Origin of the sequence: Mucilaginibacter gossypii (genome assembly GCF_900100945.1) — a bacterium.
GTDB classification, from domain to species: domain Bacteria; phylum Bacteroidota; class Bacteroidia; order Sphingobacteriales; family Sphingobacteriaceae; genus Mucilaginibacter; species Mucilaginibacter gossypii.
Window position 1 is genome coordinate 31710 of record NZ_FNCG01000029.1, and the last position, 14231, is coordinate 45940.

The 14231-nt window shown below is 44.2% G+C and carries 12 protein-coding genes; 7 read left to right on the plus strand and 5 right to left on the minus strand.

The window, feature by feature from the left end; all coding sequences use genetic code 11:
• Window positions 1-44 precede the first annotated feature (44 nt).
• On the minus strand, window positions 45-965 hold the full coding sequence (rsgA, locus tag BLS28_RS29265) for a ribosome small subunit-dependent GTPase A (protein WP_091176125.1): 921 nt from the start codon (window positions 963-965) through the stop codon (window positions 45-47).
• Window positions 966-1407: 442 nt separating this feature from the next.
• On the opposite strand from rsgA, the gene thrA reads away from it, so the two are divergent.
• The 5 genes from thrA to BLS28_RS29290 all read left to right on the plus strand — a co-directional run bounded on the left by thrA (window position 1408) and on the right by BLS28_RS29290 (window position 7583).
• Window positions 1408-3858, plus strand: coding sequence for a bifunctional aspartate kinase/homoserine dehydrogenase I (thrA, locus tag BLS28_RS29270; RefSeq protein WP_091176127.1), 2451 nt, complete (start codon window positions 1408-1410; stop codon window positions 3856-3858).
• Window positions 3859-3929: 71 nt separating this feature from the next.
• Entirely contained in the window at window positions 3930-4925 is a 996-nt protein-coding gene (locus BLS28_RS29275) for a homoserine kinase (protein ID WP_091176129.1), read from the plus strand.
• Between the two features lie 177 nt (window positions 4926-5102).
• Complete coding sequence (thrC, locus tag BLS28_RS29280) at window positions 5103-6413, plus strand: threonine synthase (RefSeq protein ID WP_091176131.1); 1311 nt, start codon at window positions 5103-5105, stop codon at window positions 6411-6413.
• Between the two features lie 211 nt (window positions 6414-6624).
• Window positions 6625-6981 (plus strand): hypothetical protein, encoded by a 357-nt coding sequence (locus tag BLS28_RS29285; RefSeq protein WP_091176136.1) that lies wholly within the window; start codon window positions 6625-6627, stop codon window positions 6979-6981.
• Window positions 6978-7583 carry an HAD family hydrolase gene (locus BLS28_RS29290; protein WP_091176139.1) on the plus strand — a complete coding sequence of 202 codons (606 nt, stop codon included), beginning with the start codon at window positions 6978-6980 and terminating at the stop codon, window positions 7581-7583. The genes BLS28_RS29285 and BLS28_RS29290 overlap by 4 nt, the downstream gene beginning before the upstream one ends.
• A gap of 149 nt (window positions 7584-7732) precedes the next feature.
• Here the strand turns inward: BLS28_RS29290 and BLS28_RS29295 are convergent, their stop codons facing one another.
• The 3 genes from BLS28_RS29295 to epsC are packed head-to-tail and all read right to left on the minus strand — an operon-like array spanning window position 7733 to window position 9664.
• Window positions 7733-7930, minus strand: coding sequence for a DUF5808 domain-containing protein (locus BLS28_RS29295; RefSeq protein WP_091176142.1), 198 nt, complete (start codon window positions 7928-7930; stop codon window positions 7733-7735).
• 6 nt (window positions 7931-7936) lie between these two features.
• Window positions 7937-8809, minus strand: coding sequence for a cysteine synthase CysM (gene cysM / locus BLS28_RS29300; RefSeq protein ID WP_091176144.1), 873 nt, complete (start codon window positions 8807-8809; stop codon window positions 7937-7939).
• A gap of 24 nt (window positions 8810-8833) precedes the next feature.
• Window positions 8834-9664 (minus strand): serine O-acetyltransferase EpsC, encoded by an 831-nt coding sequence (epsC, locus tag BLS28_RS29305; protein WP_091176147.1) that lies wholly within the window; start codon window positions 9662-9664, stop codon window positions 8834-8836.
• Window positions 9665-9789: 125 nt separating this feature from the next.
• Here epsC and BLS28_RS29310 point away from each other — a divergent pair, with 125 nt between their 5' ends.
• Window positions 9790-10230 (plus strand): nuclear transport factor 2 family protein, encoded by a 441-nt coding sequence (locus BLS28_RS29310; protein WP_091176149.1) that lies wholly within the window; start codon window positions 9790-9792, stop codon window positions 10228-10230.
• Between the two features lie 62 nt (window positions 10231-10292).
• Here BLS28_RS29310 and BLS28_RS29315 read toward each other — a convergent pair whose 3' ends face one another.
• Window positions 10293-11174, minus strand: coding sequence for a DMT family transporter (locus tag BLS28_RS29315; RefSeq protein WP_091176151.1), 882 nt, complete (start codon window positions 11172-11174; stop codon window positions 10293-10295).
• Between the two features lie 604 nt (window positions 11175-11778).
• Between BLS28_RS29315 and BLS28_RS29320 the strand changes: the two genes are divergently transcribed.
• Window positions 11779-14231, plus strand: a 2453-nt coding sequence (locus BLS28_RS29320) for a ligand-binding sensor domain-containing protein (protein WP_091176154.1), incomplete at its 3' end; no start/stop codon positions are given.

Consider the following 14231-nt stretch of genomic DNA (forward strand, 5'->3'; position numbering starts at 1 on the left):
GAGTTTCTTCCTGACTCCTGACTCTAAAAGTCTTGATTCTCAAATCAGGCCCTTGTGTCATTACCATGATAAATACTCAGGTAACTCTCATAGCGCGATAGCGTTATCTCTCCTTCTTCCAAAGCTTCAAGTACGGCGCAGCCGGGTTCATTGATGTGGCGGCAATTGTTAAAACGGCATTGGTTCATCCGTTCACGCATTTCGGGAAAAAAATGACTAAGCTCCTGTTTTTCTATGTCGATAACACCCAGTTCGCGGATGCCGGGGGTATCAATAATAAAACCACCCTGCGGCAGCTCAAACATTTCGGCAAAGGTGGTGGTGTGCATCCCCTTATCGCTCCAGTCGGATACCATGTGTGTGCGCAGGTCCAACTCGGGTAGCAACGCGTTGATCAGGCTTGATTTACCCACGCCCGAGTGGCCGGAAAACAAAGTGACCTTATCCTTCAACAGATCCTGCACCTGGTTGATATTAGTACCTTCAATAGCCGAAACTTCAAAACAGGGGTAGCCAATATCTTCATAAATAGCTTTATAATCGGCCAAAACCTCCAGGCCTTCATCGCTAAACAGATCGAGCTTATTGAACACCAGTCTTGCAGGGATATCGTAAGCCTCGGCAGTTACCAAAAAGCGATCTATAAAACCCAGAGAAGTACGCGGAGAAGCCAGCGTAACTACCAAAATAGCCTGGTCGAGATTGGCAGCAATGATCTGCGCCTGTTTGCTCAGGTTAATAGCCTTGCGGATGATGTAGTTTTTTCGTTGATGCAGGTTGGTGATCACGCCATCTTCCCTGTCGGGCTCCATTTCAAAATCAACCACATCGCCAACGGCAATAGGGTTGGTTGTGGTAATACCTTTTATACGGAACTTACCTTTGATGCGGCAATCTATCTTTTGCCCATCGGGGGTTTGTACCTGGTACCAGCTTCCGGTTGATTTTGTAATTAGTCCCTGCATATTATCGAGCCTCAAAAGTAGCAAATTAAATTTATTGAGGCTTTTTTGAAGCCCTGATGATACATTATCGTTTTTAATTGAGTTAGGTTGCAGCTGAGCCGCGTGTCAATCGTCTGCGATGACAGAACCCCAACATTTTGGTAAAACCTTTTATCTATCGCCCTCATTATCAAATCCATCAATCACCCACTCAATCGCCTTGCAATTATTACGAAAATCATAATTTGTTAAATAATCCTTGCAAATCAGAAAATAATCTACTTACTTTACAGACATTATATATGACAATTAACAACACCATTTCTACAATTATTATTACCACCGGTATAAACCTCGGAGGAAGATAATCGTATGGTGTAAAACATAAAATGAAAGCCAAAAGAAAAACCTTCCTCCGCAAAGAGGAAGGTTTTTTTGTTACAGAACGATTACTAACCCATAAATGAAAGTTTTAAAATTCGGAGGTACTTCCGTTGGATCTGTAAGCAGCATCCAAACCCTGTTAAGCATCCTGAAGGATGAAGTAAAAAATGAAGAAAAGCCGGTGGTGGTATTATCTGCCATGGGCGGTGTAACCAACCTGCTTTCGGCCATGGCCGAAGATGCGGCAAACGGCAAAGAGTTTACCGCAGGCTTAGCCGAATTGGAGAAACGTCACTTTGATACGGTTAAAGCCCTTTTGGATGTACAAAACCAAAACCCGGCGCTTACCCGTTTAAAAATTCACTTCAACCAACTGGAAGAACTTTTACAGGGCGTGCTTACCCTTCGCGAACTTACCCCGAAAACCCGCGACCAGGTACTGGCCTTCGGCGAACGTTGCTCAACCCTGATGGTGAGCAAAGTTGCAGCCCAGCATTTTGGCGATGTACTTTTTGTTGATGCTGCTGATGTAATTAAAACCGACAGCGCTTTCGGCAATGCCAAGGTAAACACCGAACTTACCGAAAGACTGGTACAAGGCCTGTATACCGAAAACAAAGGCAAAACATTGATCGTTACCGGTTTCATCGCCTCAAACGATGCAGGGCAAACTACAACATTAGGTCGCGGTGGATCTGATTATACAGCAGCCATATTCGGCGCAGCGTTAAATGCTCAGGAGGTTCAGATCTGGACGGATGTTAACGGCATGATGACTGCCGATCCCCGCATGGTGAAAAAAGCGTTCTCCTTAACCGAGCTTACTTATACCGAAGCTATGGAGCTTTCCTACTTCGGCGCCAAGGTGATCTATCCGCCAACCATGATCCCGGCATTTTTAAAGAAGATACCTATCGTAATTAAAAACACCTTTGAGCCAGAGTTTGAAGGTACCGTGATCCGTCATGATTGCAAGGCCTCTACCCTGCCAATCAAAGGGATCTCATCTATCAACAATATCAGTATCCTAAATTTAGAGGGCAGCGGTATGGTGGGCAAATCGGGCTTTAGCGGCCGTTTGTTCTCCTTGCTTGCCCGAGAGCAGATCAACGTAATCCTGATCACCCAATCATCATCTGAACATAGCATCACCTTCGCAGTTCAGCCGCAAGATACAGACAGGGCAAAACAGGTTATCGAACAGGAGTTTGAACTGGAGCTTGCCGCTAAAAAACTCGAGCATCTGGTTATCGAGAAAAATCTGGCTATTCTTGCAATAGTAGGCGAAAACATGAAACAAACCCCGGGCATGTCGGGCAAGTTGTTCCATGCGCTGGGCCGTAACGGTGTTAACGTAAGGGCTATAGCACAAGGCTCATCTGAATATAACATCTCGGTGATCATCTCGGCGAACGATCTGTCAAAAGCCTTGAACGCCGTGCACGACGCCTTCTTTGTACAGTTGACCAAAACCCTGCATGCGTTTTGCCTGGGTACCGGCAACATTGGCAAAACATTATTTAATCAATTGAACGCCCATAGCGAATACCTGAAAGATAACAACGGCATCCAGGTTAAAATAGCGGGTATCAGCAATACCCGCAAAATGACGTTCAATAGTGATGGCATCTCTTTAGATACCTGGCAAAATGACCTGCAATCGTCACCTTATGAAGCCGATCTGCAATCGTTTATTAACCGGATGAAAGAAATGAACCTGCCAAACTGTGTATTTATTGACAACACTGCAAGTCCCGTTCCTATCGGTTTTTACGAGGAGATCTTTAAAGCCAATATCTCGGTAATCACCTGTAATAAAATAGGTAACTCGGGCAGTTATAAGCAGTACCGCACGTTTAAAGATACCGCGCGCGCTCATGGCGTTGATTTCTTCTACGAAACCAACGTTGGCGCTGGCTTGCCGATCATCAATACCCTTAAAAACCTGATGAACAGCGGCGACAGGGTTCAGCGTATCGAAGCAATACTTTCGGGCACTATATCGTTCATCTTTAATAACTTTAAGGGCGATGCAAATTTCCACGATGTGGTAAAAGAAGCCCAGGACAAAGGCTATACCGAACCAGATCCTCGTGATGACCTGAGCGGTAAGGATTTTATGCGCAAAATGCTCATCCTTGCCCGCGATGCCGGATATGCTATGGAAGAGGCCGACGTTGAAATAGAAAGCGTATTGCCAAAAGCAAGCCTTGAGGCTAAAACCGTTGAGGATTTTTATGCTACCCTTAAAACCGAAGACGCACATTTTGCCAAACTAAAAGATGCAGCCGAAAAAGACGGCAAAGTATTGCGTTACATTGGCAAGTTAGAGGACAGCAAAGTAACTATCACCCTGCAAATGGTTGATGAAAACCATCCGTTCTACATGCTGTCGGGCAGCGATAACATTATATCCTTCACTACCGACAGGTACCGTGAGCGTCCGCTGGTAGTAAAAGGCCCCGGCGCAGGCGCCGAAGTAACCGCCGCAGGCGTATTTGCTGATTTAATAAATGTGGGCGCGAATTAACCCCCTAAAGGGGGAACTATAGTTTACCCCCCGCCCCCCTAAAGGGGGAGGAACAGTTTGATAATTTTAATATGGAAAATAATTTAGAAGAAGTTAAAGCCGCCCCACAGGTAGCACCCCCTTCAGGGGGCGCGGGGGGTAGCATCCGCGTTTTCGCCCCGGCTACTGTTGCCAATGTGGTTTGCGGTTTTGATGTGTTGGGCTTTGCGGTTGATGAGCCCGGTGACGAGGTGATCATGCGCGTCACAGGCAAACCTGGCATCACCCTCAGCAAGATTACCGGCGATGACGGCAGGCTACCGCTTGATCCGGCAAAGAATACCGTAAGCGTGAGCGTTCAGCATTATTTACAAAGTATTGGCCGTACCGATATTGGTTTAGATATCGAGCTGCACAAAAAAATGCCCATTGGCAGTGGTTTAGGTTCAAGCTCGGCCAGTACGGTTGCAGGTTTGTTTGCTATTAAAACATTATTAGGTGATAATTCCGACCCGATAAAACTACTTCCTTTTGCTATGAAAGGCGAAGAGATGGCTTGCGGTCATGGTCATGCTGATAACGTAGCCCCTGCCTTGTTTGGTGGTTTTGTGCTGATCCGTAGTTATGAGCCGCTTGATGTGGTAAGGCTACCGCATCCTAAAAACCTGTGGTGCGCTATTGTATTCCCTGATGTGGATGTACCTACAAGAGAGGCCCGCCAAATCATCCGTAAAAACATCCAGATGAAGGATGCCGTTACCCAGTGGGGCAATATTGCGGGCTTAGTAAGCGGTTTATTTATGCAGGATATCGAACTGATTGGCCGCAGTATGAAAGATGTGCTCGTTGAGCCAGTACGCTCTATGCTGATCCCTGACTTTTACAAAATGCGCGAAATGGCGATGGAACTTGGTGCGGTAAGCTTTGGTATATCAGGCTCTGGCCCGTCGGTGTTTGCTTTTACCAAAGACGAAGCCACCGCACGAGCCATCACCCAAAAATTACAGCAGCATTTAACCGGCTTAAAAATCGGATCCAATAGCTACGTATCAACTATAAATGACGCGGGGCCGAAGGTTTTGGGATAGCCTTAAATCCTTCGCAATACAAACCACTATGTCATTGCGAGGTACGAAGCAATCGCACGGAAGCAGGTCCGCCCTGTATAGCATGCGATTGCTTCGTACCTCGCGATGACATGGTAGGATGAGCTCTAATAAACCTAATTAAATCCGAAATCGAACATCCGAATTCCGAAATCAAAAATGAAACTCTACAGTACCAATAATACCCTATTTGAAGTATCGTTCAAAGACGCGGTTTTTAACAGCATGCCGCAGGATAAAGGCTTATATATGCCTTACAGCATCCCCCGTTTGGATGCTGATTTTATCAACAACCTTGATAAATACTCCCTCCCCGAAATTGCTTTCAAAGTAGCACAAAACCTGCTTGGCGACTCTATTCCGGAGGCCGATTTGAAAGCCTTGATCGATGATGCCATTAACTTCCCAGCTCCTATTGTAAAGCTGGAAGACAATGTATATGTCCTCGAGCTTTTCCACGGACCATCACTGGCATTTAAAGATTTTGGTGCCCGCTTTATGAGCCGCGTAATGAGCTATTTCCTTGAGCCCGGCGAAAAACAACTGGACGTACTGGTTGCCACTAGTGGCGATACCGGCGGTGCTGTAGCCCTTGGCTTTTTAGGTGTCCCCAATACCCGTGTTACCATCCTTTATCCAAAAGGTAAAGTGAGCGGCGTGCAGGAGCAGCAACTAACTACCAATGGTCAAAACATCCGTGCCCTTGAGGTTGACGGTACCTTCGATGATTGCCAGGCCCTGGTGAAACAGGCGTTTGTTGATGATGAGCTAAACGAAAAATTCCGCCTTACATCCGCCAATTCCATCAATATTGCACGTTTGGTTCCGCAAACTTTTTATTACTTCAATGCATATGCACAGCTATTAAGGCAAGGCATTAAAAAAGTAGTTTTCTCCGTGCCAAGCGGCAACTTCGGCAATATAGGCGCAGGTTTGTTAGCCTGGAAAATGGGCTTACCTGTCGAAAAATTTATTGCGGCTACCAATGTCAATGATACTGTGCCTGAGTTTCTAAAAACCGGCGTTTATCAACCCAAACCATCGGTAGCAACTTTATCTAACGCAATGGACGTAGGCAACCCAAGCAACTGGGTACGTATTGCCGATCTGTTTAAAAACGATACCGAAGCGCTTAAAGAATTGGTTATTGGCTTTAAGTACGATGACGAGGAAACTGTAAAAGCCATCAACTGGGTATTTGATAACTATAATTATGTGGTTTGCCCACACACTGCTATCGCATGGCAGGCTTTAACCGATTATAAACAGGGCCATGCCGCTGTTGACACCGCCGGTGTATTCCTTTCAACCGCACATCCTTGTAAATTCCCTGACGTATTTAGCGATGAGGTTGCTGCTAAAATTGAAGTACCGGAACAGGTAAAAGAACTGGAAGCAAAAACCAAGCTCGCAGTTGCCATCAGTAAAGATTTTGCTGATTTTAAAGGCTATCTTTTAGGGGTTAATTAATTTCAGTATTTTTAGCTGCTGGAAAACCAACAACTACCCGTTATTGCAGAAAGCTGGGTAGGCCTGTCAGTCTGAGCCTGTCGAAGACTCGCGCGGAGAGGCCTGCCCACCATGCTTCGACAGGCTCAGCATGACACCCTTTTTCGGTCGTGGGAAAGCTACGCAATAACGGGCAGTTGAAATATGGCCTGATTCAATACTGAAACATAAAATGCTTAGCAAAACCCTGATATTTATCTGCCTCCTGGCAGTTTGCCTAACCGCCTGCAGCCGTAAACAAAAGTTCGACCGTGATAAATGGGATGATGGAGATGGCCTTACGTTCGCTTATCGCCCGGGTATGGTTAATGACCTGATTGAAAGTAAACAGCTTAATAATCTTAAATATCAACAGGTGATCCATTTGCTCCACCGCCCTCAATTAAGCAGTAAAGACAGCATGGTATACGACCTTGACCGAGAATACAGCAAAGGCAAATTGATTTATACTCAAACGCTTGTTGTTTTTTTGAAAGATTCGGTTGTTACAAAGGCCGAGGTTCATGAAACCCACGCAAAGAAAAAATGATCAACACCATAATATTCGATCTGGGGGCCGTTTTAATCGATTGGAACCCGCATTATATGTACCGCACCCTGTTTGCTGATGAACAGGAAATGATAGACTTTTTGGCTAATATTTGTACCTCCGACTGGAATGAGGAGCAGGATGCCGGCCGGTCCTTACAGGAAGGCACAGATTTGCTTGTTGCCCAATTTCCAGAACACGAAGCCAATATCCGTGCTTTTTATTCCCGCTGGATAGAGATGCTTGGCGATCCTTTTCACGATACGGTAGAGATCTTCAAACAATTAAAAGAAAGCGGTAAATACAAAATCTACGCATTGACCAACTGGTCGGCCGAAACTTTTCCGATGGCCCAGGAGCGTTTCGATTTTTTAGGATGGTTTGATGGCATTGTTGTATCCGGCGCCGAAAAAATGCGTAAACCCACCCCTGCCTTTTATCAAACCCTGCTTGATCGTTACCATGTAAATGCAGATGAGGCTTTATTTATTGACGATAACTATCGTAATATTTTAGCGGCGGAAAAAATGGGAATTGAATGTATCCATTTTACATCGGCGGAAGCTTTAGAGATTAAGCTGAAGGAGTTAGAGGTGTTGTAAAATCTTGCAAATCGGCCGCGAGACCATCTGTGATGACGTTCTTAAAACAGGCCTATATTTCTAACGTAAGCGCCGGTAATTGCGTTACAAACGCCATACCATGTTAAGCACCCGTTACAAACGGGCGCTAGTTTATGAACAACACGTATTTATTTCTGCGGGGCAACTATCCATGCTACAATTACCACAGCCAGTATCCCGCCCATAATCAAATAACTTAACGGGTGGGCAAAATTCACTGTCCATCCCATGTACTTAATTCTTTTGGGCACAATGATCCGGCTATCATCTTTGTTGTAATAAAATACGCCGTATTTATAATTATTACTATCCTCTGTAGGTTCCATCGGTACTTATCCAAATAACTCGCTACTCAAATACCTGTCGCCCCGGTCACAGCAAATAAAAACGATTAGGCCCTCTTCCAGTTCTTGAGCAAGCCTTACAGCCGCAGATAGTGCACCGCCGCTGCTCATGCCTGCAAATACACCTTCAACCTTAGCCATTTGGCGGGCCATTTGAGTCGCTTCTTCCTGCGAAATATCCATTACCCTGTCAACCCGTTTGGCCTCAAAAATCTTGGGCAGGTATTCTTCGGGCCACCTGCGGATGCCGGGGATGGAAGAGCCTTCAACCGGTTGGCAACCTACTATCTGTACGTTGGCGTTTTGCTCTTTCAAATATCTTGAACAGCCCATGATGGTACCTGTAGTTCCCATAGCACTTACAAAGTGGGTGATTTTGCCTTCGGTATCGTGCCAAATTTCGGGGCCTGTTGTTTTTACGTGTGCCATGTAGTTATCCGGGTTGGCAAACTGGTTCAGCAGGAAATATTCGCCCGTAGCGGCCTTTTCTTCTGCATAATCACGACAGACTTCTATTCCTTCCAACAGGGTAACTTTAGCTCCAAATGCCTCCATAGTAAGCGTACGCTCGCGGGTGGAGTTGGATGGCATCACCAGCTCTATCTCCAGATCAAACAACCTTGCAATCATAGCCAATGCTATCCCTGTATTGCCGCTGGTAGCTTCAATCAACTTTGTGCCAGGCTTAATGTCGCCGCGCTCAATAGCACTCCTGATCATGTTGAGCGACGCGCGGTCTTTTACGCTGCCACCCGGATTATTGCCTTCCAGCTTGGCGAAGATCCGCACTTTTGGATTTGGGTTCAGCTTTTTAATTTCTACCATAGGCGTGTTGCCTATCAGGTCTATCAATGAAGCCATTATATATTTTTTATGGTAAATGTTCTATTTCTTGTGGCCGAACAATTTAATGCTCAATCTTTTCAGTACCCTGTGGTTAGGTGTGTGGTATACCCTTGAATTTGGCGGCAAACTCTTGGTGAGCCAAACGTTCCCCCCTACCACACTGTTATGGCCGATGATGGTTTCTCCGCCCAAAATAGTAGCGCCGGAGTAAATTACCACATTATCCTGAACTGTAGGATGGCGCTTGGTATTGGCCATACTTTTATCCACACTTAATGCCCCCAGGGTAACGCCCTGGTACAGCTTTACATGCTTACCTATTTTACAGCTTTCGCCAATAACAATACCGGTACCATGATCTATATAGAAATACTCGTCTATCTGGGCAGCAGGATGAATATCTATCCCTGTTTTAGAATGCGCATATTCTGTAAGGATCCTTGGCAACAACGGAATATCATCGATATAAAGGCTGTGCGCCACCCGGTAAAGCGAAATGGCATAAAAGCCCGGATAAGTACGGATCACTTCAAACTCGCTGCGAGCAGCAGGGTCTCCGTTAAAAATAGCCTGGATATCGGTATTCAGAATGCGGAATAACTCGGGAAGGCCCTCAAAAAACTTTTTGGCCAGCTTTGAGGTATCACAGTTACTGCAGGCTTTGGTGGCATGCATAATGTCACAAAGTTCATTCTCAAGCCTTAAAAACTCATCCTTCAGCTCCTCAACCGAAGCATACTGTTGCCCGGTTTGTTCGGGGTACAGCAAATGGATCACTTTTAGTGCCCAGGCAGTAATCTCCCTGTTTGAAGGCACAGCCTCCAGCTTTTGCTGTTTAGCAAAAATATGTTGATAAAAATCCTGACTCATGTTTTATGGTGGGGCTGTTTTGGGAAAACAGCCAATAACAGTACAAGTTTATATAAAAGATTGTTGTTAATATGTAAAATGAACCGGATAATTGATATTTGAGTGAATTTAACCTATGCAAAACCATGAAAGACCAGATAATTGAAACGGTAATAAGGCTGTTTGCCGGAGCTGACGAGCGAGATTGGGATAAAATTAAAAACGCCTTTGCCGAAAATGTAGAGCTTGATTATAGTTCCATGACTGGCAACCCGGCAAGTATTGTACCTGCTGAAGGTATTATTACGGCGTGGCGTGGCTTTTTGCCCGGCTTTGACAAAACCAATCATCAGCTGGCCGATTTTTATGTCATGCAAAACGGGTCGGTAGCGCTTGTTCATTATTATGGCAAAGCCGATCATTTTATTGGTGACGACCTATGGATTGTTGAGGGCACTTATGATACCGAGCTCACTGAAACTGATGGCAAATGGATCATCACGAAACATAAGCTTAACCTAATTAAGCAGGATGGCAATACGGACTTGCCGGTACAGGCAGCCGCCCGGGTATCTGAACGGGGTTAATAAAAGACCTTGAAGAGTTACGAAGTTTTAAAAACTTCGTAACTCTGGGATTATGTAACTCATTACAAATCTGCCCCGGCCCTTTTTCTCCGGCTTAGTCCCGCCTGTAAGATTACGGATATGATGATGATCAATAGGCCTGCATAAAAGGATAAATTGAGCTGCCGGGATTCATTGAATAAAATTATTGCCAGTAAAATACTGTAAACAGGCTCCAGGTTAAAGGTTAAGTTAACCGTAAAGGCAGACATTTTCCTCAAAACCTCGGCCACCATAACATAAAGGCCAACCGTGCAAAAAAGCGATAAAAGCAGCAAATAAATGATATCTAATGTGCCTGGTATTATCGTTTTTGAAGGGAAGAAATAAAGATATAGCGGCGAGGCCAGTATCAGCGCGACAGATCCGGCCAGCATCTGATACAAGTTCATAACGGTTGAATCATACTTTTTAACCAGACGCTCGTTCAATATGGTATAAAGGGATGCCAGGAAGGATGAAATTACGCCAAGGATGATCCCGGTTCTGAATGAGGTATCAAAATGAAATATCAAACCGATACCGGCAAGTGTAAGCATACTTAGCAGCAATTCAGTAATATTGAAAGGTTTTTTGTTGATAAGCGGAGACAGAAATGCAGTAAAAAAACTGGTGAGGCAATAGCAAACTACGCCTACCGAAACGTTGGAATATTTGATGCTGGCATAAAAAAAAACCCAGTGAAAGGCAATTAGTAATCCAGCCTTACCCATTTCCGTTATGTTGCTCCATGAGTATTTAAATTGTGGCTTTTTGAGCCATACAATAATCACCAGGAATAAAAAAGAGAACAGCGTACGGTAACAGGTAAGCAGGTATTCATTTAACGAGATAAGCTTTCCGAATACCCCGGTAAAGCCCGCCAGTATTACGGCTATATGCAACAGAGCAAATGTTTTTTTCATTTTTTGCTAAATTAAGAATCGGTTGGGCAAAGCATAACAATACCAGCAATTGCCCGCATTGAATAAATTGTTTTGAAAATAATGTTGAAAAAATTCAGATCCGATAGAGATTATCGATATCCGTTAGCAAAAAAGAGCTGGTGGTGAATCATTGAAAAATGGCTCCGACGCAAGGATATTGCGAATAAGGGATTTCGAAGCCCCTGCGGTTCCATTTTTAATGTTTACTGTTGTCATTTGTTGATGAGTCAAAAATAAGGAAAAGTTTTGTTTTAACTAAAGATTTGTGATTGTCTTGTCACTTTGGCTATTACCATAAAATTGAAGGCCGTTTTGGTTCACAGAGATAACTTCTACCGCAGGTAGCTTAAGCAGAGATCGGTGCGTCCCACAAGCCGAACGGCCGGGACACACACATACCCTGTGTGTACGAGCCGGGACACTTATATAATAAATGTTTACAGGCGAGCTGCTTATTATTTAGATGGATATAATTACATATCATTTCTTTTTAAATTTATCGGTGATACAACAAAACAATGCCATACACCGTATCATTGCATATTGATAAAAGCAGCAATGTTAAATTGATACAAATCATAGAATGCCGCTAAAACGCCTTTTTTTTAAACTTTTAATATTAACGCTGTTTCTATTCCCGGGCCGGGTATGTGCCGACATTCCGTATCAGTTAGTTTACCTGAAAAATTATAGCGCGCCTGATGGCCTGCCCAGTTCAAGGGTTAACTATTTAATGCAGGACAGTAGGGGTTTTATCTGGCTGGCCACCGATAAAGGCGTGAGCAGGTTTGACGGCCAGCACTTTAAAAACTTCACATCGGCCGATGGGCTGGAAAACAATGAGTGTTTCAGGATTGCCGAGGATAATTATCACCGGATTTTTTTTTACTGTAATAACTACAGGGTCTGTTATTATGAAAACGGGCTTATACATAAGCTTAATTCATCTCAAAAAGTAATCGTTTCACCCTTCGCCAATTTCTTTTTTAACCGTTATAATGAGCTCTGTGTAAATTACAGGCTTAGTACCAAAGTATACCATTTTGAAGAGTTAAAATCGAAAAGACATGCCATAAGGCATTTGAACGGGTACATTTATGGTTCTGACGGAGAAGAGATCATCCTATCTGAAAACGACCTTGACATCCTCGAAGAAGAGCTTAAGGCCGGCCAGTTAAACTTTCAAACCGCCAATACCAATATCAAACCTTACCGGTTGGCTTTACATCAAAATTATTTACTATTGATAACTAAAGACTGGGTACATGTTTATCGGTATCAAAAAAGCGGGATCATCCCGCTCAGTAAAATCTTTTTTACCGGGAATGTAACTTCAGTGTATCTTACCGGCAAAAATACGTTTGCCGTTACAACGGTAAAACAGGGCACCTACATTATTAACTATCTTACCGGCGAACGGAAAAATTACCTTAATAATAACATCACTACCGCTACGGTTATTGACCGGGAAAATAATTTATGGTTTGGCAGCTATGACAAAGGCTTCTTTCTAAGTACCAACCCCGAAATAAAAATCATTAACAAAGAAAGCGGGCTGGCCAATGAAGATGTTTTAAAACTGGCCATTGCAGGAGGTTACCTGTTTACCGGGCATGTTTTAAGCACACTGAGTTATATGAAACTTGGCGCAAATCAAACGCCGTCGATAGGCACTATAACTATGAATCAAAACCGGTCTGACTTTAACCGGATAACCAATCTGCTTACAATCTCGGGCAACACTCTCGTCATAGGTACCGATAATGGTATATTCAGATTAGATATTTCCAATAAGAACCCGTTGTCATGGCATTCTGTAAAAATTTTTTATGGTCCGATAAAAGGAATTGCTGCACGATCCGACACAGTGTATTTCCTTACACAAAATGCAGTTGGCGTTTTGACAGATAAGTTTAAACATCAATTGGGGTACAATTTTAAGCCCATACGTATGACATCTGTAACATGGTATAAGAGTAAGACGCTCGTAGGCTCACTTTACGGGTTATACCAGTTTGTACCTTTCGGGAGCGCCGGCAAGTTTTCCTCTATTCGAATATTGGCCGATAAAGGAATAAATGTTGTTAAGAGCCTGGCATCAAATAATGAAGTATGCGCCATAGGTACCGAAGCTCAGGGGATGTTTTTGCTGGCCGGCGAAAAAATTGTTCAGTTTAGATCTCCTGCTATTTTTTCAGGCGATATCCGTAAACTGGTATGGACAGATGACAATACTTTATGGGTCTGTACCGCAAACGGTGTAAGCATTATCAGCTTCCATAATCATTATCAAAATTACCGCATAAGTTTGCTCAATACCAGTAACGGGCTCCCCTCTGATAACGTTGCCGATGTAGTGCAGAACGGGCATGATTATTACATAGCCACCGATCAGGGCATAGCCGTCACTCAAAATTTAGGAAATACGAGCCTGCCTAAACCTGTGTTGATTAACGACGGGATACCCGGAACTCAAAGCAGCTTTACTTACGGCAGGCCTGTTATATTTAACTGCGTTGCCCTATCCTACAAAAGCATGGGTAAAATACAATACCGCTTCAGGCTTAAGGGGGTTGATAAAAATTGGAGCGTCGCGCCTTCCGGCGAAAAACGGTTCGACCTGCTGCCCCCCGGAAACTATGAGTTAGAAGCCGTGGCTGCCGACCGTTTTAACCAGTTAAGCCAGCCGCTCATTTTTAAATTTGACGTTATGCCTTTATGGTATCAACAGTTATGGCTGCAGGTGGTGGCTGTATTAAGTGCCATAATCATCGCTTTCCTGCTGGTACGGAAATATTATCAGTCCATCATCGGCTTACAAAAAAAGGACTATGAAAATGCACTTGCCCTGCAGCGCGAACGACAGCGGATCAGCAGCGAGGTGCATGATGATTTAGGGGCAAGCATCTCCGGCATTAAGCTCAGGACCGAATTGCTCAGCCGCAAAACGGCCGATCAGCCCGCTTTTAAGGAGATAGACGCTATTCATGAAGCCATCACCGATATATCTACCCAGGTAAGGTTAATTATCTGGAG